The organism is Halomonas sp. ND22Bw (assembly GCF_003011945.1).
Taxonomy (GTDB): domain Bacteria; phylum Pseudomonadota; class Gammaproteobacteria; order Pseudomonadales; family Halomonadaceae; genus Halomonas; species Halomonas halophila.
Genome location: NZ_PXWD01000004.1, coordinates 47,619 through 70,313, shown reverse-complemented (window position 1 = coordinate 70,313; position 22,695 = coordinate 47,619). Strand labels below are relative to the sequence as shown.

Here is a 22,695-nt window from a genome sequence, read left to right as displayed (position 1 = left end):
ATCGGCAGTGAAGCGGGGAGTCAGTCGCGCAGCACGCGGCCGGTGACCAGGTCGCGAATGGTGCTGGGGCGGTCGTAGCCGCCCAGGGGGCCGTCGAGCACGGCGTCGAGCTCGTCATCTTGCCCGTCACCGAAGATCGCACGGATCTCGTCGGCGCTCATCGCCGAGGGCTCGCCGGCGCGGTTGGCCGAGGTCGAGACGATGGGGCCGCCGAAGGCGCGGCACAGGGCGGCGACCAGCGGGTGGTCGCTGACCCGCAGCGCCACCCGATCGTGCTCGCCACGCACCAGCGGCAGCGACCGGCCGTTGTCCGGCACCAGCCAGGTGGTCGGCGTGTCGCGGGGCTCGGCCAGGGCCTGCCGGCGGGCGTCGTCGAGCCCTTCCAGCCAGGGCGCCAGCTGCTCGAGGTCGGCGGCCACCAGGATCACGCCCTTGGCCGGGTCGCGGCGCTTGAGCGCGAGCAGCCGGGTCAGGGCGGTGGCGTCGTCAGGGTCGCAGCCGAGGCCCCAGACGGCCTCGGTGGGATAGGCGATCACGCCGCCGGCGCGCAGGGCGGCCACGGCGTCGGCGAGGGAAGGATCCTGGGTCATGTTGGGATTCCGGCGATGTCCGACATGGGCCGGGATTCTACCACGCTCCCCCGGGGGCCGGCAGGCGCACCCAGCCGCCGGCGGCGGGGCCGGCGCGTCCCTCCAGCTCGAGGGCCAGCAACCGGCGCTGGCAGTCGGCCACCGACAGCCCGGTGAGGTTCACCAGGGCATCGACCGGGGTCGGGGTGTCGCTGAGCCAGGCCAGCAGCGGGTCGTCGTTGGCCGTGGAGGCCGCCGGCGCAGCGTCCGCCTCGGGACGCGCGGGCGTTGCCTCCACCGGCGCGGCCCAGGCGGGCAGCTCGGCGAGGATGTCGTCGACGTCGCGCACCAGCACCGCGCCGTCGCGCAGCAGCCCCAGGCAGCCGCGCGCCTGGGGATTGTGGATCGAGCCCGGCACGGCGAACAGCTCGCGGCCCTGCTCGCCGGCCAGCCGGGCGCTGACCAGCGAGCCGCTACGCTCGGCGGCCTCCACCACCAGTACGCCGCGAGCCAGCCCGGTGACGATGCGATTGCGGCGCGGGAAGAAGGCGGGATGAGGCTTGGTGCCGGGCGGATGTTCGGACAGCAGCAGGCCGCCCGGCTCGCGCAGCCGCTCGTGCAGGGCGCGATGGCGGGCCGGGTAGATGACGTCCGCCCCACCGCCCAGCACCGCCACGCTACGGCCGCCCGCCTCCAGCGCCGCCTGCTGGGCGGCGGCGTCGATGCCCAGCGCCATGCCGCTGACCACGCCCCAGCCGCGCTCGGCCAACGCCCGGGCGAAGCCGCCGGCGTTGGCGAGTCCCTCACGAGTCGGCTTGCGAGTGCCGACCATGGCCAGCCGCGGCGGCGCCAGCGCGCCGAGATCGCCCCAGGCCCACAGCACCGGCGGCGGATCGGCGATCTGGGCCAGCGGCGCCGGCCAGGCGGGATGATCGGGATGAAGCAGCACGCGATCGGACGCCTCGGCGAGCCAGGCCTCGTCGGCGTCTAGCGAGACCGTCAGCGGGCTCCTGGCGGGATGGTCGAGCCACAGCCGCAGGGCGGTCGCCGCCTCGCGCGGCATCACCGCCAGCCAGCCTTCGGGCCAGGCCGGGGCCCGGGCGGCGAGTTCGGCCAGCCCCGCGGGTCCGAGCCCGGGCAGGCGCGACAGCAGCAGCCACTCCCTGGCCGTCGGCATGATCGCGGCCTAGCGCTGCGCGGTGTCCAGGCCTGCGCCCGGGGTATGCAGGCGATCGCCCACCGCCAGGGTACGCGAGGCCTGCATCACCAGGCCGTAGCTCATCTTCTCGTAGGGTCGCACGACCATCACCAGGCCGGCGTCCTCGCCGGGCAGGCGCAGCATCTCGCCGGTGCGCGGGTCGTTGACGAGCTCACCGCGCTGCTCCACCGTCAGCACATGGCCGGGCGCCAGGCCGTCGCGGGTGCCGCGGTCCAGAGCGACCATCTGCAGCCGCCCGATGAAGCGCACGCCGCCGGGCACCGACAGGATGCGGCCGTCGACCCGGCGCTCCGGCGCCCGCGGCTGGAACTCGGTGACCAGACCACGGTCTTCCAGCGGCAGGATGATGTCGTCGTTGCGGATCTCCTGGCGGGTCCTGGTGGCCTCGAGCACCGCGATGTCGTCCTCCTGGCGCAGCTGGCGGGCCTCGCCCACACTCTCGAGCTCGAGGCCCAGTACCTCGCCGGTGGCCTCGTCGAGATAGCGCTTGCCGGGGCGATAGATGCCGACGCGACCGCCGGCCGGCACCTCGCCGCGGGCATAGAAGCGATCGCCGGCACCGCTGATCAGCCGCCGATCGTCGCCGCCCACCACGTAGGCCAGCTCGGCGAGCGTCTCGGGGTCGGTGAGGACCCGGTGATCACGGGTGAACAGGCGCACGGATTCCAGCGGAATCGGGTCGATGGCCTCGCGCCGCGGCACGGTGCGCACCTCGGGCGACAGGCGCACCACGCCCCGGCCGCGCTCCAGCCCCAGGCAGGCCCGGCCGCCGCAGTCATAGAGGGTGACGATGTCGCCGGGGTAGATCAGGTGCGGGTTCTCGATCTGGGGATTGACCTGCCACACCTCGGGCCACTGCCAGGGGTGCTGCAGGAAGCGCCCGGAGATGTCCCACAGGGTATCGCCCCGCACCACGGTATAGCGATCCGGCGCGTCGCCCCGCAGCCCGTCATTCCAGGACAGCCCCTGCGCCTGGACGACACCGGCCGTCATCGCCCCCAGCGCCAGCGCCCCCAGCCAGCGCCTCACGAGCCCGCTGCGTCCGATCTGCTTCATTCCCTTGCTCCCCGGCCGATGATCGCGGCGGCACCGGGAACCTCGCCATCGTGGTATAGTCTGATGCTATCGATACGATGCGCGAGGCGCGGTTTCCCGGCTCGCCGCAGGCTTCTAGAATAGTCGTATTTCCCGAATGACAGCACAACGGTGACACCAACGCCATGGCCAAACTCCCCATTCTCGAATTCCCCGACGAGCGGCTCCGCACCAAGGCGGCCCCGGTCGAGACGGTCGACGACGAGGTGCGCCAGCTGGTCGACGACATGCTCGAGACCATGTACGCCGCGCCCGGCATCGGCCTGGCGGCCACCCAGGTGGACGTGCATCGCCGGGTCATCGTGATCGACGTCAGTGAGGACCAGAGCACGCCGCTGGTGCTGATCAACCCCGAGTACACCCCGATCGGCGAGGAGCGCGAGCCGATGCAGGAGGGTTGCCTGTCGGTCCCCGAGTACTACGCCGAGGTGCCGCGGGCGCTGAAGGTCCGGCTCGAGGCGCTGGATCGCGACGGCCAGCCCTACGAGCTGGAAGCCGACGGCCTGCTGGCCCACTGCATCCAGCACGAGCACGATCACCTCGAGGGCGTGCTGTTCGTCGACTACCTCTCGCCGCTGAAGCGCGACCGGGTGATGAAGAAGATGCAGAAGCGCCACCGGCTGACCCAGCCGGCCTGAGCCGCCTCGACGCCCTTCGCGACACGAAGGCCGGTGCCCCGATGGGCGCCGGCCTTCGTCGTTTGGGCCCGGCTCCGTTATCATGGGCAGCATTCATTCCGGCAAGGCCCCGAACCCATGTCCCGACCCCTGCGCGTCATCTTCGCCGGCACGCCCGACTTCGCCGCCGAGAGCCTGGCAGCGTTGCTGGCGAGCTCCCATCGCGTCGTCGCCGTCTACACCCAGCCCGACCGCCCCGCCGGCCGCGGCCGCAAGCTCACCCCGAGCCCGGTCAAGGCGCTGGCCCAGGAGCATGAACTGCCGGTCTACCAGCCGGCGTCGCTGAAGACGCCCGAGGCCCTGGCGGAACTGGCCGCCCTCGAAGCCGACATCATGGTGGTGGTGGCCTACGGCCTGATCCTGCCCAAGGCGGTGCTCGACACGCCGCGCCTCGGCTGCATCAACGTCCACGCCTCGCTGCTGCCGCGCTGGCGCGGCGCCGCGCCCATCCAGCGCGCCATCGAGGCCGGCGACGCCGAGAGCGGCGTGACCATCATGCAGATGGACGAAGGGCTCGACACCGGCGCCATGCTGCGCATCGCCCGCACCCCGATCACCGCCGCCACCACCGGCGGCGCCCTGCACGATGCCCTGGCCGCCCAGGGCGGCCGGGCCATGGTCGAGACGCTGGACGCGCTGGCCGGCGACGGCCTCGCGGCCACGCCCCAGCCCGAGGACGGCGTCACCTACGCGGCCAAGCTGTCCAAGGCCGAGGCCGAGCTGGACTTCCGCGAGAACGCCGAGGCCCTGGCCGCGCGCATCCGCGCCTTCAATCCCTGGCCGGTGGCCTGGTGCGCGCTGGGCGACGACCGCCTGCGCCTGCTGATGGCCGAGGCCGACGCTCAAGCCACACCCGGCGGCGACAGCGCCGCGCCCGGCACCCTGCTGCCCCACGCGGACGACGCCCTGCGCATCGCCTGCGGCGAGCGGGGCGATCAGGTCCTTCGCGTCACCCGGGCCCAGCTGCCCGGCGGCAAGCCCCTCGACGTGCGCGAGCTGCTCAAGGCTCGCGCGGATCGCTTCGCGCCCGGCAGTCGCCTGGGCCGGCCGAACCAGGAGACCACCGCATGAACCAGCCGCGCCATTCCTCCCGCTCGCCCGACACCGGCCAGGCGGTGCGCGCCGCCGCCGCCCGTGCCCTGGTGCCGGTGATCTCCGGCCGCGGCTCGCTCAGCAATCTCGACGACCATCAGGTCGTCTCCCGGGACCGTGGCCTGTTCAAGGAGCTGTGCTTCGGCAGCTGCCGCACCCTGTGCCGTCTCGAGGCACTCGCCGGCAAGCTGCTGGACAAGCCGTTCAAGCCCCGCGACGCCGACGTTCAGGCGCTGCTGCTGGTGGGCATCTACCAGCTGCTCTACATGCGCATCCCGCCTCACGCCGCGGTGGGCGAGACCGCCGGCGCCGCGCGACTGATCAACAAGCCCTGGGCCACCCGGGTGCTCAACGGCTGCCTGCGCCGCCTGCAGCGCGAGGCCGGCCCGCTCCAGGCCGAGGTCGACCGCGACCCGGCGGTGGCGCTGCTGCATCCGAAGTGGTGGCTGAAGGCCTTCCGCCAGGCCTGGCCGGACGACTGGCGGGCGATCTGCGAGGCCAACAACCTGCCGGGGCCGATGACGCTGCGCGTCAATCGCCGCCACGGCGACCGCGAGAGCTACCTCGCGCGCCTCGATACCCCGGACATCGGCGCCCGCCTGTGCCTGCACTCGCCCGAGGGCCTGACCCTCGACGAGCCCTGCGACGTCGGCCGGCTGCCCGGCTTCCAGGAAGGCCTGGTCAGCGTGCAGGACGAGGCGGCCCAGCTGGCCGCCGAGCTGCTCGGCCCGACCCTCGCCCCACGCCCCGGCGCCCGGGTGCTGGACGCCTGCTGCGCCCCCGGCGGCAAGACCGCCCACCTGCTCGAGCTGTTCGACGTCGACCTGCAGGCCATCGACAGCGACGACACCCGATTGGCGCGGGTGGAAGACACCCTGTCGCGGCTCGGCCTGGAGGCCGACCTGGCCCACGGCGACGCCACCCGGCGCGACTGGTGGGACGGCACGCCCTTCGACGCCATCCTGCTCGACGCGCCCTGCTCCGGCAGCGGCGTGATCCGCCGCCATCCCGACATCAAGCGCCTGCGCCGCCCCTCCGACATCGCCAAGCTGGCCGAACTCCAGGCCCGGCTGCTCGACAACCTGTGGCCGCTGCTGGCGCCGGGCGGCACCCTGCTCTACGCCACCTGCTCGGTGCTGCCCGAGGAAAACGCCGACCAGGTCGCCGCCTTCCTCGCCCGCACGCCAGAGGCCGAGGTGACCACGCCGGAGGGCGTGGCCTGGGGCCGCCCCGCCGGCGCCGGCCGCCAGCTGCTGCCAAGCGCCGACAGCCATGACGGCTTCTTCTATGCCAGACTGAGGAAGCGGACCGCCTGACGCGGCCGGAGGAGGCCGGCGCCCGCCGGCCTCCTCGTCACTTTCCCGCTGCCAGAGGACGACACCATGAACCATACCTACAAGCACATCGAGCTGACCGGCAGCTCCGAGACGAGCATCGAGGACGCCGTGCAGGGCGCGCTGACCAAGGCCTCGGAGAGCCTGCACGGCATGCGCTGGTTCGAGGTCATCGACACCCGCGGCCACATCGAGCACGGCCGGGTGGCACACTGGCAGGTCACGATCAAGGTCGGCTTCACCCTGGACTGAGCGCGATTCCGCCCTGTTCATCCACCCACGGCTGGTTTAGGCTTGCCGCCCATCCAGAGACGGCGCTCGCGCGGCGCCGTCCGTCTTGCTGCGGACTGTGACACGCGATGAAGATCATCATCCTCGGCGCCGGCCAGGTCGGCGGAACCCTGGCCGAACACCTGGCGCACGAAGAGAACGAGATCACGGTGGTGGACACCGATGCCAAGAAGCTCCGCGAGCTTCATACCCGGCTCGATATCCGCACCGTGACCGGCGCCGGCTCCTATCCGATGGTGCTGCGCCAGGCGGGCTGCGAAGACGCCGACATGCTGATCGCGGTGACCAACTCCGACGAGGTGAACATGATCGCCTGTCAGGTCGCCTACACGCTGTTCCGCACGCCGACCAAGATCGCCCGCGTCCGCGCCACCGCCTACCTGACCCGCAAGGGCCTGTTCGCCCACGAGGCGGTACCCATCGACGTGCTGATCAGCCCCGAGCAGGTGGTCACCGATCACATCCGCCGGTTGATCGAGCACCCCGGCGCCCTGCAGGTGCTGGAATTCGCCGGCGGCCAGGTCCAGCTGGTGGCGGTGAAGGCCTTCTACGGCGGCCCGCTGGTCGGCCAGGAGCTCGGTTTCCTGCGCCGCCACATGCCCAGCGTGGACACCCGGGTGGCGGCCATCTACCGCCGCAACCGGCCGATCATCCCCCGCGGCGACACCGTCATCGAGGCCGACGACGAGGTGTTCTTCATCGCCGACCGCCGCGACATCCGCGCGGTGATGAGCGAGCTGCGTCGCCTCGAGCGCGACTTCCGCCGGGTGATCATCGCCGGCGGCGGCAACATCGGCGAGCGCCTCGCCGAGCACCTCGAGCACAGCCACCAGGTGAAGATCGTCGAGCACAGCCTCGAGCGCTGCACCCAGCTCTCCGAGCGCCTCGACCGCACCGTGGTGCTCCACGGCAGCGCCACCAGCAAGCGCCTGCTGGAGGAAGAGAACATCGAGGACTGCGATATCTTCTGCGCGCTGACCAACGACGACGAGGTCAACATCATGTCGTCGATGCTGGCCAAGCGCATGGGCGCCAAGAAGGTCCTCACCCTGATCAACAACGCCGCCTACGTCGACCTCGTCCAGGGCGGCGAGATCGACATCGCCATCTCGCCGCAGCAGGCCACCATCGGCAGCCTGCTGACCCACGTCCGTCGCGGCGACATCGTCAACGTGCACTCGCTGCGCCGCGGCGCCGCCGAGGCCATCGAGGCCATCGCCCACGGCGACCAGCAGTCGTCCAAGGTGGTCGGCCGTGCCATTGGCGAGATCGACCTCCCCCGGGGCACCACCATCGGTGCCGTGGTGCGCGGCAAGGACGTGCTGATCGCCCACGACGACGTGGTCATCCAGTCCGGGGATCACATCATTCTGTTCGTCATCGACAAGCGCCGCATCCGCGACGTGGAGCGGCTGTTCCAGGTCGGCCTGACCTTCTTCTGATGCCGAGCGCCGCCGGCCTTCACGCGAGGGAATCCGCATGACACACCTGCCACCGTTCGATGACGCCGTTCGCCACCCGCGGGTCCACGCCGCGGAGACGCGCCCGTGAGCCTGCTGGTGAAGCGGGCGGCCATCCAGCGCACCCGCCACTGGGCACCGGTGTTCAAGGTACTGGCCCTGCTGTGGCTGGTGCTGGCGGCCTTCATGCTGGTGCCCTGGCTGGTGCTGCTGCTGGAGGGCGACGTGGACGCCACGGCGTTCGGCCTGTCGATCCTGATCATGCTCGGCGCCTCGGCCACGGTGCTGCTCTCGACCCTGCGCGTGGAGGTCAGCTTCAAGCCCTGGCAGATGTTCGTGCTGACCTCGCTGAGCTGGGTGTCGATCAGCGGCTTCGCCAGCCTGCCGCTGGTGCTGGGCGCCACCCAGCTGTCGTTCTCCAACGCGGTGTTCGAGTCGGTCTCGGGGATCACCACCACCGGCTCCACCGTGCTGAGCGACATCGACGACCTCTCCGACGGCCTCAAACTGTGGCGAGGCCTGATGCAGTGGCTGGGCGGGGTCGGCATCATCGTGATGGGCATCGCCATCCTGCCGTTCCTCAAGGTCGGCGGCATGCGACTGTTCCACACCGAGTCGTCGGACTGGTCCGACAAGGTGATGCCCCGCACCGGTGGCATCGCCAAGGCCACCCTGGTGATCTACTGCGGCATGACCCTGGCCGCGGTGGCAAGCTACTGGCTCGGCGGCATGCTGCCACTGGACGCCATCGTCCACGCCATGACCTCGGTGGCCACCGGGGGCTTCGCCAACTCGGATGCCTCCTTCGGCGCCTACGCCGACCGGCCCCACCTGATGTGGATGGGCAGCCTGTTCATGCTCGGCGGCGCCCTGCCCTTCGTGATCTACATCCGGGTGCTGCGCGGCGCCCGCATGGCACTGTGGCAGGACCAGCAGGTACGCGGCCTGCTGGGCCTGCTGGCGCTGGTCATCCTGCTGCTCACCGCCTGGCGCATCTGGCAGGGCCGTGACGCCTTCGAGGCCCTCACCCAGGTGACCTTCAACGTCGTCTCGGTGGTCACCACCACCGGCTATGCCGGCGACGACTACACCGCCTGGGGCAGCCTGGCGGCGGTGGCCTTCTTCTACCTGAGCTTCATCGGCGGCTGCAGCGGTTCCACCAGCGGCGGCATGAAGGTGTTCCGCTTCCAGGTCGCCTCCATCCTGCTGCGCAACCAGCTTCGCTTTCTGGTGCACGCCAACGGCGTCTTCTCGGCCCGCTACAACGGCCACCCGCTGACCGACGACGTGACCCGCGGCGTCATCGCCTTCTCGTTCTTCTTCTTCCTGACCATCGCCGGGCTGGCGCTGGGGCTGTCGCTGCTGGGCCTGGACCTGGTCACCGCCCTGTCCGGCGCGGTCACCGCGGTCGCCAACGTCGGCCCCGGCCTCGGCGAGATCATCGGCCCGGCGGGCAACTTCGGCCCCCTGCCCGACGCCGCCAAGTGGCTATTGTGCGTCGGCATGCTGATGGGCCGGCTGGAGATCCTCACGGTGCTGGTGCTGTTCACGCCGATGTTCTGGCGCAAGTAGGGAAGCCCGGATTCATGGCGGCGCTCGACATCCATCAGCGCTTCCCCCCGACCTTCCATCGGACGCGGTACAGCGACAACTCGCAAAGCCGGTGCAAGCGCCCGCGGCGGGTTTGGCCCGCCGGCGGGCTTCGTGGATAATCGAGCCTTCATCCTTCAGACCCGAGCGTCCATGACCGACTCCCAGGACACCGCGACCGTCGATCGCGAGCAGGCCGCCGGCGGCGGCCCGCGCCGCACCCTCAAGGTGGGCGAGACCCGCTACACCCTGCTGGGCACCGCCCACGTCTCCGCCGAGAGCGCCACCGAGGTGCGCGAGCTGATCGACTCCGGCGAGTTCGACGCGGTGGCCATCGAGCTGTGCGACTCGCGTCACCAGAACCTGGCCAATCCCGATGCCCTGGGCGAGCAGGACCTGTTCCAGATCTTCCGCCAGGGCAAGGCCGGGATGGTGGCCGCCAGTCTGGCACTGGGCGCCTTCCAGCAGCGCGTCGCCGAGCAATCCGGCATCGAGCCCGGGGCCGAGATGCGCGCCGCCCTGGAGGCCAGCCAGGCCCGTAACCTCCCGCTGCTGCTGATCGACCGCGACGTCGGCGTGACCCTGAAGCGCATCTATCACAACGTGCCCTGGTGGCAGCGTTTCTCGCTGTTCTCGGGGCTGCTCGGCGGCGTGCTGTCGCGTCAGGACGTCTCCGCGGCCGACATCGAACGGCTCAAGGAAGGCGACGTGCTGGAGTCCACCTTCAGCGAGTTCGCCAGCGAGTCCGAGACCCTCTACACACCGCTGATCAGCGAGCGCGACCGCTACATGGTGCTGCGCCTGGCCGAACAGTGCCCGCCGGGGCGCTACCGCCACGTGCTGGTGGTGATCGGCGCCGGCCACCTCAAGGGCATGGCCGAGCACCTCGAGCAGCCGCTGCCCGAGGCGCCGACGCCGGAGCGCGAGACGCTCGAGGCCACGCCGCCGCCCTCGAAGGTGTGGAAGGCGCTGCCCTGGCTGATCACCGCCCTGGTGCTGACCGGCTTCGCCATCGGCTTCTCGCGCAACACCGAGCTCGGCTGGCAGCTGGTGGCCGAGTGGTTCCTGATCAACGGCGTGCTCTCGGGCGCCGCCACCCTGGTGGCGCTGGCCCACCCGCTGACGGTGATCGCCACCGTGTTCGCCGCCCCGCTGACCTCGCTCAATCCCACCATCGGTGCCGGCTTCGTGGCCGCCGGGGTCGAGCTGGCCATGCGCAAGCCCAAGGTGCGCGACTTCGCCACCCTGCGCCACGACGTCACCGAGGTGAAGGGCTGGTGGCGCAACCGGGTCTCACGCACCCTGCTGGTGTTCCTGACCGCGACCCTGGGTTCCGCCGCCGGGACCTGGATCGCCGGCTTCCGCATCGCCGGCGCCCTGTTCGGCGGCTGACGCCGCTGCCACGCCGGCAACGACAAGGGCCCCGGACATCGCTGTCCGGGGCCCTTTTCCTGTCCGATCGCCGAAGCCGGCGAGGTGCGGCCGGCGAGGCGCGGCTCAGCGCGACTGAAGCGCCGCCTCGCCCTCGGCCGGGCGACGCTTCCAGGCACCGGCCAGCAGCGAGCCGGAAACGTTGTGCCACACCGAGAACAGCGCACCCGGCAGCGCCGCGGTGGCGCTGAAGAACTGGTTGGCCAGGGCCACGGCAAGCCCGGAGTTCTGCAGCCCCACCTCGAAGGCGATGGTGCGCGCGGTGCGCTCGTCGAAGCGCAGCGCCCGGGCCAGGCCGTAGCCGCCGGCCAGGCCGATGGCGTTATGGGCGATCACCGCCAGCGCCACGACCGGCCCCAGAGTCGCCAGCCGCCCGGCGTTGAGCGCCACCACGATGGCGATGATCACCACGATGGCCAGCATCGCCAGGCTTGCCAGCGCCGGCTCGACCCGGGCGATGCGCTCGCCCAGCCAGTGATTGACGATCACCCCGATCAGGATCGGTGCCACCACCAGCTGGGCGATGCTGGTCAGCATGCCCGCCACCGGCACGTCGACGCTCTCGCCGACCAGCAGCAGGGTCAACAGCGGCGTGGCCACCACCGAGAGCAGGGTCGAGACCATGGTCATCGACACCGACAGCGCCACCCGGCCGCCGGCCAGCCAGGTCATGACGTTGGAGGAGGTGCCGCCGGCGGTGGCGCCGACCAGCACCATGCCGATGGTCAGGGCGTCGGAGAGCCCCAGCAGGCGCGAGATCGCCAGCGCCGCCAGCGGCATGATCAGGAACTGCAGCGCCACGCCCACGGCGATCGGCGCCGGCGACTTCACCACCCGGGCGAAGTCGGCCTTGGACAGCGTCAGGCCCATGGCGAACATGATGACCACCAGCAGCGTCTTGATGCTGCCGGCCAGGCCGGTGAAGAGCTGCGGCTGGAAGGCCGCCACCACGGCCAGCAGCACCGCCCAGACGGGAAAGAGACGATTGAAGCGCTCGAAGAAATGCATGACGTGTCCTTGCGATGGAAAGAAGGTGGGGGCTTTTTATGAATGATCTCGGGCGCGGCCGCCCGCGCCCCTATGGTCGTCGGTCGGCGTAAGCCGGGCAATGCCCCTCGAGGCGGAAAAACGTGGCCGATCACCGGGCCGCCGTGATACGTTCGAGATCAATAATTAGCAACAAAACATTGATGCCATGACTTCATCCAACGCCCGAGAGCGCTTCGGTATCCGGCTCTCCACCGTCTCGCGCCGCTGGCGGCGTGCCCTCGATCATCACATGGCGCTGGTCGGCCACACCGATACCAGCTGGGCGCCACTGGTCCATCTCGGTGCCGGCGGCGACGGCCTCAGCCAGAAGGCACTGGCCAAGCGCGTCGGCATGGAAGGCTCCAGCCTGGTACGCCATCTGGACCGCCTGGAGGCCAAGGGTCAGGTCCAGCGCGTCAACGACGAGCAGGATCGCCGCACCAAGCGCGTCTTCCTGACCCCGGCGGGGCGCGACGCCGTGGACGCCCTCCAGGAGGAACTGCTCGGCGTCGAGCGCGACCTGCTCAGCGACCTGAGTGATGCCCAGCTCGAGGCGCTGCTCGAGGCCCTCGATCTGATCGACCGGCGCCTGCAGAAGGAACCCGGCGCCCTGGAAGAGCCTCCCGCTCCCGCCTGATCGCTACGCCTCGCCTTCCCGGGCCGCCCGCAGCCGCTGCATGGCCGGCGTCGGCGTCTCGATCTTGCCGTGGCGCCGGCTGGCGGCATAGCTGTCATTGAACACGTCGAAGTAGTCGTCGAGCCGCTCCGCGGCCTCGGTGTCGCCGGCCTGGCGCAGCAGCTCCGCGGCCACCTCGGCGGTGCACAGATGGGCGGCCGAGGCCGGCTTGCGCAGTCGGTAACGGGTCAGCCGCTCGGTGGCCAGCGGCAGCACCGGCAGCTCGGCCAGATAGGGGCTCTTGCGGAAGATACGCCGCGCCTGGCGCCAGGTGCCATCGAGGATGACGAACACCGGAATCCGACCATCGTCCTGGCGCGCCGCCACCGTTTCCATGCCGACCACCCGGTGGGCGTAATCCGCCTGGTCGTCGGGGAAGATCACGAAGGGCGCATAGCGCTCGTCCTCGAGCATCGCCAGCAGCCGTTCGTCCGGCTCGGTGCGATACCAGGTGAAGACCTCGGTGGTGGGCAGGACGTCGCGGATCAGCCGTCCGGTATTGGTGGGCTTGTAGTGCTCCAGCGGATGGGTGATCAGCCACACCCGGGTGCGGCTGTCCGCCGTCACCTTGTAGGGGCACAGGCAGTTCAGCGCCGGCAGGTTGCAGGTCTCGCAGCGGCGCACGAAGCTGCCGCGGGCCTTGAACTCGCGCCGCGGCGGCCGCGGGTGTCCGGTGGCGGGGTCCACGTCGCCGTGGTCGGGGGTCGGGGTGTCGTCCTGCATGAGTCGTCTAGCCGGAGGTGAGAGGGCGATAAGGGAGCCGCATTCTAGCACGCCCCCGCCGCTGCCTCCGGCCGCGCGACGCCTCAGTCGAGCCGCCCCTCCGGCATCGAAAGCGCTCTCGTCTCGCGCCAGTGGCGCACCAGCGCCGGCACGCCCTCGCCGGCGGGCCGGGCGATCTTCGCCACCCCGGCCGGCGCCAGGGCATGGGCCTCGGGGTCGACCAGCGCGCAGGGTGCGCCGAACGGTGCCTGGTCGAGCAGCATGGCGGCCGGCATCACCGCCAGCGAGGTTCCCACCACCAGCAGCAGGTCGGCCTCGGCAACGATGTCGCAGGCCTCGGGATAGGCCGGCACGGCCTCGCCGAACCACACCACGTCGGGACGCAGCTGGGCGCCCTTGTCGCACACATCGCCCAGGCGAATGCCGCCCCGGGACAGCGGATAACGCAGCTTCGCGTCGACGCTGGAGCGCGCCATCAGGATCTCGCCGTGCAGGTGCAGCACGCTGCGCGAGCCGGCCCGCTCGTGCAGGTCGTCGATGTTCTGGGTCACCACGCTGACCCGGAAGCCGTCCGCCTCGAGTTCGGCCAGGGCCCGGTGAGCAGCGTTGGGCCTGGCCCCGCGCACCTGGTCGCGGCGCGCGTCGTAGAAGCGCAGCACCCGCTCGGGGTCGCGGGCCCAGCCCTCCGGCGTGGCGACCGCCTCGACGGGCTCGTCGGCCCACAGGCCATCGGCGGCGCGGAAGGTCTGGATGCCGCTCTCGGCACTGATGCCGGCGCCGGTCAGTACTACCAGGTGGGGGCGGGAGTCGTCGCTCATGGTCGTCTCGCGGATCGGGGAACTCGCCCCAGCTTGCCATATTCCGCCTCGCCGGAGCAGAGGGCGACGGATGACATCCGCCCGTCGCGCGGCGACAATGGGCGCCCTCGCCGCATCCCCCGAGTCGCCCGATGAACGAACCGCTGCCCATCCTCCATCACGACGAGCATCTGGTCGCCGTGCACAAGCCCTCCGGGCTGCTGGTGCATCGCAGCGCCCTGGCCCGGGGCGAGCGCCATTTCCTGCTGCAGACCCTGCGCGACCAGCTGGGCCAGCGGGTCTATCCGGTGCACCGCCTGGACCGTCCCACATCGGGACTGATGGTGTTCGCGCTGTCGTCCGAGGTCGCCCGCCGCCTGGGCGAAGCCTTCGAGCAGCACCGCGTGGCCAAGCGCTACCTGGCCGTGGTGCGCGGCACCGGGCCGGACGCCGAGCGCCTGGCGTATGCCCTGCGCGAGGAGGACGGCCGCCGCCCCAAGGCCGAGATGCCGGCCATGGAGGCCGTCACCGAGGTGCGGCGCCTGGACAGCGTGGAGCTACCGGTGCGGGTCGACCGCTACCCCACCAGCCGCTACTCGCTGATGGAGGCGCGCCCGCTGACCGGGCGGCGCCACCAGATCCGTCGCCATCTGTCCCAGCGCGGCTACCCGATCATCGGCGACGCCAAACACGGCAAGGGCGTGCACAACCGCTTCTTCGCCGACCGACTCGACTGCCCGCGGCTGCTGCTGGCCGCCGTGGGCCTGAGCTTCGACCACCCGGTGGAGGGCCGACGCCTGGACCTGGGCTGCGCCCTGGATGCGCCCATGACCGCGCTGTTCCGGCGCTTCGGCTGGGCGGGCCACCTGCCCACCAACCGCCGCGCCCCTTCCGCCGAGCCATGTGAACTGCCATGAACGATTTTCCGAGCCCCGCCGCCCTCGAGACCGACGACCACGCGCTGCGCTTCGGCGGCATTCGCCGCCTCTACGGCTCCCGCGCCCTGGAGCGCTTCCGCCACGCCCACGTGGCGGTGATCGGCGTCGGCGGCGTGGGCAGCTGGGCCGTGGAGGCCCTGGCCCGCTCCGGCATCGGCAAGCTGACGCTGATCGACCTCGACGACGTCTGCGTGTCCAACGTCAACCGCCAGCTGCACGCCCTGGACGGCACCGTCGGCCGGCCCAAGGTCGAGGTGCTGGCCGAACGCTGCCGGGCCATCCAGCCCGGCATCGAGGTGGTGGCGGACACCGCCTTCGTGACCCCGACCAACCTCGCCGAGCGGCTGCCCGAGGACCTGGACCACGTGATCGACGCCATCGACAGCGTGGTGGCCAAAGCGGCGCTGATCGCCTGGTGCAAGCGCCGCAAGCTGCCGATCACCGTGACCGGCGCGGCCGGCGGCCAGACCGACCCGACGCGCATCCGGGTGGCCGACCTGACCCGCACCGAGCACGACCCGCTGCTGGCCAAGGTGCGCTCGCGGCTGCGCCGCGACCACGGTTTCTCGCGCAACCCCAAGCGACGCTTCTCGGTGGAGTGCGTCTACTCCGACGAGCAGCTGGTCTACCCCGGCGCCGACGGCGAGATCTGCCACGCCAAGCCCGCCGCCGGCGAGGCCACCCGCCTCGACTGCGCCTCGGGCTTCGGTGCGGCGACCTTCGTCACCGGCAGCTTCGGCTTCGTGGCCGCCTCGCGCACCCTGACGCGGCTGGCCCGCACCGCCGCCGTCCCCCGCTGAATTCCCTGGAGAGAGACTCATGGACGTTTCGCATCCCGTGCCCGGCATCTACCGCCACTACAAGGGCCCGCGCTACGAGGTGATCGGCGTGGCCCATCACAGCGAGACCGAGGAGGCGCTGGTGACCTACCGCGCCCTCTACGGCGAGTACGGCCTGTGGGTGCGCCCGCTCGGCATGTTCATGGAAACGGTCGAGGTGGACGGGGAAGCGACGCCCCGCTTCGCGCTGGAGAAGGCCTTTTCCTGAGCCCGAGCAGGCTAACGCCGAACGCAAAGAAGGCGCCCCGTAGGGCGCCTTCTTGATATCGATGACTGATGTTCGGGGGCAAGACGAAGCGAGGGTTATCCGCCAGGGATGGCGGATGAAGCGCCCATGGATGGGTTCATAGCGCCTCGCGCAGGCTTGTCACCGAACGAGTCCATTCGACAAGGCCTTATTCCGCTTCGTGCATCTGCTTCTGCAGGTAGTTCTCGATGCCGACCTTGTCGATCAGCGAGAGCTCGGTCTCGAGCTTGTCGATGTGCTCTTCCTCGTCGGCGAGGATGTCGCGCAGCAGGTCGCGGGTGACATAGTCCTGCACGGACTCGCAGTAGGCGATCGCCTCGATGTAGTCGTCTCGGCCCTGGTGCTCGAGCTTGAGGTCGCACTCGAGCATCTCCTTGGTGTCCTCGCCGATCAGCAGCTTGCCGTAGTCCTGCAGGTTGGGCACGCCCTCGAGGAACAGGATCCGCTCGATCAGCTTGTCGGCGTGCTTCATCTCGTCGATCGACTCTTCGTACTCGAACTTGCCGAGTGCGGCCAGTCCCCAATCCTGATACATCTTGGCATGCAGGTAGTACTGGTTGATCGCCACCAGCTCATTGCCGAGCGCGGTATTGAGGTATTCGAGGACCTTCTTGTCGCCTTTCATGACACCACCTCATTGCTGTCGTCGGGGTCGTCCTTCAGCTTGGCACGCGCGTCATCGCACCGCCATCCATGCCGGACAGTCTAGGCGATATCCTAAAAAACTCAAACAAATCAAAGCGTTGAAAACGCCAAAGGAAACGATAGCGATTGCCATCAAACGGCGTAGGCGAGCCCTTCGCTGGCCAGGGCCATCTCTTCCTGGATCGTCTCGCGGGTGATGGCCTTGCCCATGCAGGCGCACTTGCCGCACTGGGTGCCGCAACCCGTCTCGCGCTGGACCTCGCGCCAGCTGCGCGCGCCCTCTTCCACGCTGCGGCGGATCGCCTTGTCGCTCACACCCTTGCACAGACACACGTACATGACATCACCTCATCTCGACCATGAGATCGAATGTAAATGATTCGCATGGACTATCGCAAGCATAGACGACGATGATTCTCGTCCGGGTCGCCCCCGATGACGTCAGCGACGCTTTCCCGGGAGCACCACCAGACGAGTGCCGGACGCCAGATCCGCCCAGCTGCGCCGTTCGCCGTCGAACAGCACCCAAAGATGACCGAGGCCCAGCGGCAGCCAGCCGAGCGCGCCGACCAGGCAGCGCACCAGGCTCTGACGGCGATCGATGGCATGGCCGTCGAGGGTCTGCACCCGCAGCCGCCAGGCCTGCATGCCCAGCGTCATGCCGCCGCGGGTCCAGAAGTAGGTAAAGAAGAGACAGGCGGCGATCGCCAGCAGGACACGCAGCGACCACACCTGGCCGGCGCCGAGGCCGACCCGCTCGGGAGGAATGCCCAGCAGCAGGCGGCTGACCGCCACATGGGCGGCGCCGATGACGATCCACAGCGCCAGCACCAGCAGGGCATCGTAGAGCATGGCGCCCAGCCGCCGGCCGAGGCCGGCGGGCCAGACGTCGTCGAGACGGTCGAAGCGGCGCGACATGAGAGCTCCCGGTCAGCCGGTGCGGCGAAGCAGGTAGAGGCCGAGGCCGGCACAGAGCAGCGTCGGCACCAGTACGGCCCAGGCCGGCGAGAAGCCGAACAGCGTGGAAGCCGGACCCAGCAGGTCCTGCAGGTACTTGAACACCAGCCCGGTGACCACGCCGTAGAACACCCGGGTGCCGGCGGCCACGGTGCGCAGCGGGCCGAACACGAACGACGCCGCCACCAGCACCAGCGAGGCCATGGTCAGCGGCATCAGCATCTTCTGCCAGAAATAGATCAGCGGCTGGGTGGCACTCTGCCCCTGGGACTCGAGGAAGCGCGCATAGGCCCACAGCTCGCTGGGCGCCTGACTGTCCACCTCGCGCAGCAGCCGGTCGAGGCGCTGAGGCGTCAGCTCGGTCTCCCAGGCCCGCGTCGACTGGCGGGAGGTCTCGGTACGGCCGTCGACGAAGCGGGTCTCGGTGACATCCTCCAGCACCCAGGCGCCGCCCTGCCATACCGCGCGGCGGGCACTGAGGGCCTCGCGCAGTTCCTGGCCCTCGAAGCGATAGCGGGTCAGGTCCAGCACCACGTCGTCGGCGCGGATCGCCCCGAAGCGATAGAAGTCATCGCCCTCGCGCTGCCAGCCACCGCTCTCGGTCAGCACGGCGCCCTCGCCCTGCATCTGCTCGAGACGCCAGGCGCTGGCGAACTGCTCGGTCCTGGGGCTGACGAACTCGGCGACGAACAGCACCACCGCGATCACCAGGATGATCGGCTTCATCACGCCCCACAGGATGCGCACCAGCGAGCGGCCGGCGGCGCGCATCACGGTCAGCTCGTTGCTCGAGGCCATGCTGCCGAGCCCGATCAGGGCGCCGATCAGCACCCCTACCGGGGCGTACTGATAGAAGCGCCAGGGCAGCCGGAACATCAGGTAGAAGAGCACCTGCAGGGCGCCGTAGTCGCCCTCCACGTCGCCCAGGTCGTTGATGTAGGTGATCACCAGGTCGAGCCCCAGCAGCACCACCTGCACCACCAGGATCGCGCCGAGGATCTGACGGGCGATGTAACGGTCGAGACGGTCGGCGATCATCCACTCATCCCCTTGCGTTGTGCCTGCAGCGTCATCGCCAGGCCGATGGCCAGGAAGCCACCATGGATCGGCCACATGCCGATGCCCGCCGGCCAGCTGCCGCGGCCGATGGCGTCCAGCGACGCCAGCAGCAGGCTGAGGTAGGCCACGTACAGGAAGATCGCCGGCAGCAGCTTGGCGAAGCGGCCCTGGCGAGGATTGACCCGCGACAGCGGCATCGCCATCAGGGTCAGGACGAAGACCATCAGCGGCAGTCCCAGGCGCCACTGCAGCTGCGCCGCGGCGGGGGGCGACTCGGCGGCGAACAGCGCCGGCGTGGTGGCAAGCTCGGGATTGTCGAGGTCGAGGCTTTTCTCATCCTGCGACAGCCGCACCGCGTAGGTACCGAACTCGAGCCGCTCGGCCTGGGCCCGGCCCGGCTCGACGCTGTAGCGCTCGCCGTCGGTCAGCACCAGGAAGCGGCTGCCGGTCTCCTCGTCGACGGTCTGATAGCCGGAAGATGCCCGGGTCACCACGGTGCCGGGCGTGCCGTCGGAGCGGCGCTGGCGCTCGCTGATGAAGACCTCGCGCATCTCCTGCTGGTCGTCGGTCAGCGTCTCGGTATAGGCAGTGCGGCCATCGCCGAAGTCCTGGAAGCGTCCCGGGTTCAGCACCGAGAAGTCCAGCTGGCTGCGCTGCTGCTCGATCACCACTTCCTTCTTCAGGGCCCCGGCGGGGCTCAGCCACAGGCTGCACAGGCCCACCATCACCGCCACCACGGTGGCGGGCAGCAGGCTCACCTGCAGCAGCTTGTTGGGGCTGGTCCCGCAGGCCACCAGCACGGTGATCTCGCTGTTCAGATAGAGCTGTCCGTAGGCGAGCAGGATGCCCAGGAAAAAGGCCAGCGGCAGGATCAGCTCGAGGAACCCCGGCATGTGAAACAGCATCAGGGAGCCGAGGATATGCAGGGGAATCTCGCCGTCCGCGGCGTCGGCGAAGTAGCGGATGAAGCGGCTGCCCATGATCACCAGCAGCAGCACCCCGGCCACGGCGGCCATGGTCTGCAGGATCTCGCGGGTCAGATAGCGGAATATGATCAAGGTTGTCTCCCGGTCCGGGTCCGTCCGGCCCGGCCCTCTTCCATGCAATGAGACGCAGGCCCGGGGGAGTGTCGGGCGCCACAGATCGGTGTGAAGTCCGGCAGGCTCCTGGGGTACACTGGGACGACTCGGCCATGTGCCGGCATTATCCAGAATCCCCCACCGCTTGTCTTGTGGAGACACCATGGAATTCCCAGTTCAGACGGCCAATCCCGCCAAGGTCGAGACGGCCTGCCTCGTGGTACCGGTGTTCAAGGATGGCGACCTGTTGCCCGCCGCCGCCAAGCTCGACGATGCCAGCGAGCGGCTGATCGGCCAGCTGATCGAGCGCGAAGACTTCGACGCCAGGCTGGGCAACGTGCAGATGGTCCCCTTCGCCCCCGGTCTGAACGCCGACCGCCTGCTGCTGGTCGGCCTGGGGCCCCGTGACAAGTGCCAGGAAGGCGCCTTCCGCAAGGCCGTGGACGCGGCCTTCACCGCCCTGGCGACGCTGCCCGCCGACGACGCCGCGGTGGCCTTCACCGACGTGCCGGTCCCCGACCGCGACAGCGACTGGAAGGCGCGCACGGTCGCCGAGGCCGCCCACCGCGCGGTCTATCGCTTCACCGAATTCAAGTCCGAGCCCGGCCCGGCGCCGAAACTCGAGCGCGTGACCCTGCTGGTCAGCGAAGGCGACGACGCCGAGGCGGCCCGCGAGGGCGCCCGGGTCGGCGACGGCATCGGCCAGGGCATCAACGCCGCCCGCACCCTGGGCAACCTGCCCGGCAACGTCTGCACGCCGCGCTATCTGGCCGACCGCGCCGAGCAGCTGGCCGCCGGCTCCGACGGCGCGCTGAGCGCCGAGATCCTCGACGAGGAGGCCCTCGAGACGCTGGGCGCCCACTCGCTGCTCTCCGTGGGTCACGGCAGCGACGAGCCCTCGCGCCTGATCGTGATGAAGTACCAGGGCGCCGAGGACCCCGACGAGGCCCCCCACGTGCTGGTCGGCAAGGGCATCACCTTCGACTCCGGCGGCATCTCGCTGAAGCCCGGCGCGGGCATGGACGAGATGAAGTTCGACATGTGCGGCGCCGCCAGCGTGTTCGGCGCCGTCACCTCGGTGCTCGCCGTGCGGCCGAAGATCAATCTGGTGGCGATCGTCGCCAGCGCCGAGAACATGCCCAGCGGCCGCGCCACCAAGCCCGGCGACATCATCAAGACCCTCCGAGGCCTGTCGGTGGAAGTGCTCAACACCGACGCCGAGGGTCGCCTGGTGCTGTGCGACGCCCTGACCTACGCCGAGCGCTTCGAGCCGGCCAGCGTGGTCGACATCGCCACCCTCACCGGCGCCGCCATCATCGCCCTGGGCCACCACGCCACCGGCCTGATGGCCAACGACGACGACCTGGCGCTGGACCTGCTCGATGCCGGCGAGACCGCCTGGGACCGCGCCTGGCACCTGCCGCTGTGGGACGAGTACCAGGAGCAGCTGGACTCCAACTTCGCCGACCTGGCCAACATCGGCGGCCGCCCGGCAGGCACCATTACCGCCGGCTGCTTCCTCTCGCGCTTCGCCGACAAGTTCCCCTGGGCGCACCTGGACATCGCCGGCACCGCCTGGAACTCCGGCGCGCAGAAGGGCGCCACCGGCCGCCCGGTCAGCCTGCTGACCCAGTACCTGCTGGACCGCGAGGCCGAGGGCCAGGTCGAGGCCGACGGCGAGGCCTGAGCGCCGCCACCACGCCCGGGCTTGCCTTTTGGGCGTGGCGACTTTTTCATGTGAATGTCGACATTCGTTGACCGGGCGGCCTCTCGCCCGGTCACCCTGTTCAGCCTGCCGGGGCGCCGGCCGCGCCCCGATAGAAGCGGAGACCAAGCCGTGTCCACCGAACGTTTTTCCATGCTGCCCACCGCCGATGCCACGGCGACCCCGATCCGTGAGGAGATCCTGAGCGACCCCGGCTTCGGGCGCTACTTCACCGATCACATGGCCCACGTCCGCTGGACCGTCGACGCCGGCTGGCACGGCCATGAGGTACGCCCCTACGGTCCGCTGACCCTGGACCCGGCCGCCGCGGTGCTGCACTACGGCCAGGAAATCTTCGAGGGCGTGAAGGCCTACCGCCACGCCGACGGCTCGGTGTGGACCTTCCGCCCCGAGAAGAACGCCGAGCGCTTCCGTCGCAGTGCGCGTCGCCTGGCCCTGCCGGAGCTCTCCGACGAGGACTTCATCGACTCGCTCAAGGCACTGCTGGCCCAGGACCACGACTGGGTGCCGACCCCGGCCAGCGAGGCCGACGAGTCGAGCCTCTACCTGCGTCCGTTCATGATCGCCAGCGAGACCTTCCTCGGCGTGCGCCCGTCCCACGAGGTCGACTACTACGTCATCGCCTCCCCGGCCGCGGCCTACTTCAAGGGCGGCATCAAGCCGGTGTCGATCTGGCTGTCCTCGCACTACAAGCGCGCCGCCCCCGGCGGCACCGGCTTCGCCAAGTGCGGCGGCAACTACGCCGCCTCGCTGGCCGCCCAGAAGGAAGCCGCCGACCACGAGTGCAGCCAGGTCGCCTTCCTCGACGCCGCCGAGAACAAGTGGATCGAGGAACTGGGCGGCATGAACCTGTTCTTCGTCTACCGCGACGGCCGCATCGTCACCCCGCGCCTGACCGACACCATCCTCGAGGGCGTGACCCGCGACTCGGTGCTGACCCTGGCGCGCGACGAGGGCCTGACCCCGGAAGAGCGCCCGATCAGCATCGACGAGTGGCGCGAGGGCGCGGCCAGCGGCGAGATCGTCGAGGTCTTCGCCTGCGGCACCGCCGCGGTGATCACCCCGGTGGGCGAGCTGGTGACCGAGGACGACACCATCCGCCTGGCCGCCGAGGGCGACAACGAGATCGCCAAGCGCCTGCGCACCCGCCTGCTGGACCTGCAGTACGGCCGCAGCGAGGACAAGTACGGCTGGCTGACCCGCCTGGTGTAAACGGCTTTTC

The 22,695-nt window shown here is 70.2% G+C and carries 24 protein-coding genes; 13 read left to right on the top strand and 11 right to left on the bottom strand.

Translation table 11 applies throughout. The features are described from left to right. Window positions 1-20 precede the first annotated feature (20 nt). Genes CVH10_RS07355 through CVH10_RS07345 form a run of 3 tightly spaced genes read right to left on the bottom strand, consistent with a single transcriptional unit; the run spans window position 21 to window position 2,844 of the window. A complete protein-coding gene (locus tag CVH10_RS07355; RefSeq protein ID WP_106488244.1) occupies window positions 21-590 on the bottom strand; it encodes an L-threonylcarbamoyladenylate synthase in 570 nt (189 codons plus the stop codon). A gap of 37 nt (window positions 591-627) precedes the next feature. After that, window positions 628-1,746 (bottom strand): DNA-processing protein DprA, encoded by a 1,119-nt coding sequence (gene dprA, locus CVH10_RS07350; RefSeq protein WP_035593951.1) that lies wholly within the window; start codon window positions 1,744-1,746, stop codon window positions 628-630. A 9-nt stretch (window positions 1,747-1,755) separates the two neighbouring features. After that, entirely contained in the window at window positions 1,756-2,844 is a 1,089-nt protein-coding gene (locus CVH10_RS07345; RefSeq protein ID WP_106488243.1) for a LysM peptidoglycan-binding domain-containing protein, read from the bottom strand. Window positions 2,845-3,008: 164 nt separating this feature from the next. Here CVH10_RS07345 and def point away from each other — a divergent pair, with 164 nt between their 5' ends. The 7 genes from def to CVH10_RS07310 all read left to right on the top strand — a co-directional run bounded on the left by def (window position 3,009) and on the right by CVH10_RS07310 (window position 10,719). Further along, window positions 3,009-3,521, top strand: a complete 513-nt coding sequence (def, locus tag CVH10_RS07340) for a peptide deformylase (protein ID WP_035593953.1) — start codon at window positions 3,009-3,011, stop codon at window positions 3,519-3,521. Between the two features lie 117 nt (window positions 3,522-3,638). After that, window positions 3,639-4,631 carry a methionyl-tRNA formyltransferase gene (fmt, locus tag CVH10_RS07335; protein WP_106488242.1) on the top strand — a complete coding sequence of 331 codons (993 nt, stop codon included), beginning with the start codon at window positions 3,639-3,641 and terminating at the stop codon, window positions 4,629-4,631. Beyond that, the gene (rsmB, locus tag CVH10_RS07330; protein ID WP_106488241.1) at window positions 4,628-5,968 is read left to right on the top strand and encodes a 16S rRNA (cytosine(967)-C(5))-methyltransferase RsmB; all 1,341 of its coding nucleotides are present in this window, start codon (window positions 4,628-4,630) and stop codon (window positions 5,966-5,968) included. The genes fmt and rsmB overlap by 4 nt, the downstream gene beginning before the upstream one ends. 66 nt (window positions 5,969-6,034) lie before the next feature. Next, a complete protein-coding gene (locus CVH10_RS07325; protein ID WP_026068441.1) occupies window positions 6,035-6,238 on the top strand; it encodes a dodecin in 204 nt (67 codons plus the stop codon). Window positions 6,239-6,345: 107 nt separating this feature from the next. After that, window positions 6,346-7,719, top strand: a complete 1,374-nt coding sequence (gene trkA, locus CVH10_RS07320) for a Trk system potassium transporter TrkA (protein ID WP_035593961.1) — start codon at window positions 6,346-6,348, stop codon at window positions 7,717-7,719. A gap of 111 nt (window positions 7,720-7,830) precedes the next feature. Continuing rightward, window positions 7,831-9,309: a TrkH family potassium uptake protein gene (locus CVH10_RS07315; RefSeq protein ID WP_186810066.1), complete on the top strand. Its 1,479-nt coding sequence runs from the start codon at window positions 7,831-7,833 to the stop codon at window positions 9,307-9,309. A 171-nt stretch (window positions 9,310-9,480) separates the two neighbouring features. Continuing rightward, on the top strand, window positions 9,481-10,719 hold the full coding sequence (locus CVH10_RS07310; protein WP_035593963.1) for a TraB/GumN family protein: 1,239 nt from the start codon (window positions 9,481-9,483) through the stop codon (window positions 10,717-10,719). Between the two features lie 105 nt (window positions 10,720-10,824). Here CVH10_RS07310 and CVH10_RS07305 read toward each other — a convergent pair whose 3' ends face one another. After that, entirely contained in the window at window positions 10,825-11,766 is a 942-nt protein-coding gene (locus CVH10_RS07305; RefSeq protein WP_035593965.1) for a bile acid:sodium symporter family protein, read from the bottom strand. Between the two features lie 187 nt (window positions 11,767-11,953). Between CVH10_RS07305 and CVH10_RS07300 the strand changes: the two genes are divergently transcribed. Next, window positions 11,954-12,424, top strand: a complete 471-nt coding sequence (locus CVH10_RS07300) for a MarR family winged helix-turn-helix transcriptional regulator (protein ID WP_035593967.1) — start codon at window positions 11,954-11,956, stop codon at window positions 12,422-12,424. A 3-nt stretch (window positions 12,425-12,427) separates the two neighbouring features. Here the strand turns inward: CVH10_RS07300 and CVH10_RS07295 are convergent, their stop codons facing one another. Together CVH10_RS07295 and CVH10_RS07290 are read right to left on the bottom strand one after the other, a co-directional pair. Next, complete coding sequence (locus CVH10_RS07295) at window positions 12,428-13,186, bottom strand: tRNA-uridine aminocarboxypropyltransferase (protein ID WP_035593969.1); 759 nt, start codon at window positions 13,184-13,186, stop codon at window positions 12,428-12,430. Window positions 13,187-13,269: 83 nt separating this feature from the next. Next, window positions 13,270-14,004 (bottom strand): NAD-dependent deacylase, encoded by a 735-nt coding sequence (locus CVH10_RS07290; RefSeq protein ID WP_035593971.1) that lies wholly within the window; start codon window positions 14,002-14,004, stop codon window positions 13,270-13,272. 131 nt (window positions 14,005-14,135) lie between these two features. On the opposite strand from CVH10_RS07290, the gene CVH10_RS07285 reads away from it, so the two are divergent. From CVH10_RS07285 to CVH10_RS07275, 3 genes are read left to right on the top strand one after another with little or no spacing between them, the layout of a single operon-like run. After that, a complete protein-coding gene (locus tag CVH10_RS07285) occupies window positions 14,136-14,900 on the top strand; it encodes a pseudouridine synthase (protein WP_035593973.1) in 765 nt (254 codons plus the stop codon). After that, a complete protein-coding gene (tcdA, locus tag CVH10_RS07280) occupies window positions 14,897-15,721 on the top strand; it encodes a tRNA cyclic N6-threonylcarbamoyladenosine(37) synthase TcdA (RefSeq protein WP_106488240.1) in 825 nt (274 codons plus the stop codon). Before CVH10_RS07285 ends, tcdA begins: the two co-directional genes overlap by 4 nt. Before the next feature lie 19 nt (window positions 15,722-15,740). Then, on the top strand, window positions 15,741-15,968 hold the full coding sequence (locus CVH10_RS07275) for a DUF1653 domain-containing protein (protein ID WP_035593977.1): 228 nt from the start codon (window positions 15,741-15,743) through the stop codon (window positions 15,966-15,968). Between the two features lie 187 nt (window positions 15,969-16,155). Here CVH10_RS07275 and bfr read toward each other — a convergent pair whose 3' ends face one another. The 5 genes from bfr to lptF form a co-directional block, all read right to left on the bottom strand. Continuing rightward, window positions 16,156-16,632 (bottom strand): bacterioferritin, encoded by a 477-nt coding sequence (gene bfr / locus CVH10_RS07270; RefSeq protein ID WP_035593979.1) that lies wholly within the window; start codon window positions 16,630-16,632, stop codon window positions 16,156-16,158. Between the two features lie 152 nt (window positions 16,633-16,784). After that, window positions 16,785-16,991 carry a (2Fe-2S)-binding protein gene (locus CVH10_RS07265; protein WP_035593980.1) on the bottom strand — a complete coding sequence of 69 codons (207 nt, stop codon included), beginning with the start codon at window positions 16,989-16,991 and terminating at the stop codon, window positions 16,785-16,787. 102 nt (window positions 16,992-17,093) lie between these two features. Beyond that, window positions 17,094-17,570 carry an RDD family protein gene (locus CVH10_RS07260; protein WP_035593982.1) on the bottom strand — a complete coding sequence of 159 codons (477 nt, stop codon included), beginning with the start codon at window positions 17,568-17,570 and terminating at the stop codon, window positions 17,094-17,096. Window positions 17,571-17,582: 12 nt separating this feature from the next. Further along, entirely contained in the window at window positions 17,583-18,647 is a 1,065-nt protein-coding gene (lptG, locus tag CVH10_RS07255; protein WP_035593984.1) for an LPS export ABC transporter permease LptG, read from the bottom strand. Next, window positions 18,644-19,726 (bottom strand): LPS export ABC transporter permease LptF, encoded by a 1,083-nt coding sequence (gene lptF, locus CVH10_RS07250; RefSeq protein WP_106488239.1) that lies wholly within the window; start codon window positions 19,724-19,726, stop codon window positions 18,644-18,646. Before lptF ends, lptG begins: the two co-directional genes overlap by 4 nt. 184 nt (window positions 19,727-19,910) lie before the next feature. On the opposite strand from lptF, the gene CVH10_RS07245 reads away from it, so the two are divergent. Together CVH10_RS07245 and CVH10_RS07240 are read left to right on the top strand one after the other, a co-directional pair. Further along, window positions 19,911-21,434 carry a leucyl aminopeptidase gene (locus CVH10_RS07245; RefSeq protein WP_046079557.1) on the top strand — a complete coding sequence of 508 codons (1,524 nt, stop codon included), beginning with the start codon at window positions 19,911-19,913 and terminating at the stop codon, window positions 21,432-21,434. Window positions 21,435-21,605: 171 nt separating this feature from the next. Further along, a complete protein-coding gene (locus CVH10_RS07240; protein WP_106488238.1) occupies window positions 21,606-22,685 on the top strand; it encodes a branched-chain amino acid aminotransferase in 1,080 nt (359 codons plus the stop codon). Window positions 22,686-22,695: the final 10 nt, after the last annotated feature.

What these genes read in the sequence shown, in the direction of transcription:
- CVH10_RS07355 (WP_106488244.1), bottom strand. Translation starts at nt 590, where the DNA reads ATGACCCAGGATCCTTCCCTCGCCGACGCCGTGGCCGCCCTGCGCGCC.
- dprA (WP_035593951.1), bottom strand. Translation starts at nt 1,746, where the DNA reads ATGCCGACGGCCAGGGAGTGGCTGCTGCTGTCGCGCCTGCCCGGGCTC.
- CVH10_RS07345 (WP_106488243.1), bottom strand. Translation starts at nt 2,844, where the DNA reads ATGAAGCAGATCGGACGCAGCGGGCTCGTGAGGCGCTGGCTGGGGGCG.
- def (WP_035593953.1), top strand. Translation starts at nt 3,009, where the DNA reads ATGGCCAAACTCCCCATTCTCGAATTCCCCGACGAGCGGCTCCGCACC.
- fmt (WP_106488242.1), top strand. Translation starts at nt 3,639, where the DNA reads ATGTCCCGACCCCTGCGCGTCATCTTCGCCGGCACGCCCGACTTCGCC.
- rsmB (WP_106488241.1), top strand. Translation starts at nt 4,628, where the DNA reads ATGAACCAGCCGCGCCATTCCTCCCGCTCGCCCGACACCGGCCAGGCG.
- CVH10_RS07325 (WP_026068441.1), top strand. Translation starts at nt 6,035, where the DNA reads ATGAACCATACCTACAAGCACATCGAGCTGACCGGCAGCTCCGAGACG.
- trkA (WP_035593961.1), top strand. Translation starts at nt 6,346, where the DNA reads ATGAAGATCATCATCCTCGGCGCCGGCCAGGTCGGCGGAACCCTGGCC.
- CVH10_RS07310 (WP_035593963.1), top strand. Translation starts at nt 9,481, where the DNA reads ATGACCGACTCCCAGGACACCGCGACCGTCGATCGCGAGCAGGCCGCC.
- CVH10_RS07305 (WP_035593965.1), bottom strand. Translation starts at nt 11,766, where the DNA reads ATGCATTTCTTCGAGCGCTTCAATCGTCTCTTTCCCGTCTGGGCGGTG.
- CVH10_RS07300 (WP_035593967.1), top strand. Translation starts at nt 11,954, where the DNA reads ATGACTTCATCCAACGCCCGAGAGCGCTTCGGTATCCGGCTCTCCACC.
- CVH10_RS07295 (WP_035593969.1), bottom strand. Translation starts at nt 13,186, where the DNA reads ATGCAGGACGACACCCCGACCCCCGACCACGGCGACGTGGACCCCGCC.
- CVH10_RS07290 (WP_035593971.1), bottom strand. Translation starts at nt 14,004, where the DNA reads ATGAGCGACGACTCCCGCCCCCACCTGGTAGTACTGACCGGCGCCGGC.
- CVH10_RS07285 (WP_035593973.1), top strand. Translation starts at nt 14,136, where the DNA reads ATGAACGAACCGCTGCCCATCCTCCATCACGACGAGCATCTGGTCGCC.
- tcdA (WP_106488240.1), top strand. Translation starts at nt 14,897, where the DNA reads ATGAACGATTTTCCGAGCCCCGCCGCCCTCGAGACCGACGACCACGCG.
- CVH10_RS07275 (WP_035593977.1), top strand. Translation starts at nt 15,741, where the DNA reads ATGGACGTTTCGCATCCCGTGCCCGGCATCTACCGCCACTACAAGGGC.
- bfr (WP_035593979.1), bottom strand. Translation starts at nt 16,632, where the DNA reads ATGAAAGGCGACAAGAAGGTCCTCGAATACCTCAATACCGCGCTCGGC.
- CVH10_RS07265 (WP_035593980.1), bottom strand. Translation starts at nt 16,991, where the DNA reads ATGTACGTGTGTCTGTGCAAGGGTGTGAGCGACAAGGCGATCCGCCGC.
- CVH10_RS07260 (WP_035593982.1), bottom strand. Translation starts at nt 17,570, where the DNA reads ATGTCGCGCCGCTTCGACCGTCTCGACGACGTCTGGCCCGCCGGCCTC.
- lptG (WP_035593984.1), bottom strand. Translation starts at nt 18,647, where the DNA reads ATGATCGCCGACCGTCTCGACCGTTACATCGCCCGTCAGATCCTCGGC.
- CVH10_RS07245 (WP_046079557.1), top strand. Translation starts at nt 19,911, where the DNA reads ATGGAATTCCCAGTTCAGACGGCCAATCCCGCCAAGGTCGAGACGGCC.
- CVH10_RS07240 (WP_106488238.1), top strand. Translation starts at nt 21,606, where the DNA reads ATGCTGCCCACCGCCGATGCCACGGCGACCCCGATCCGTGAGGAGATC.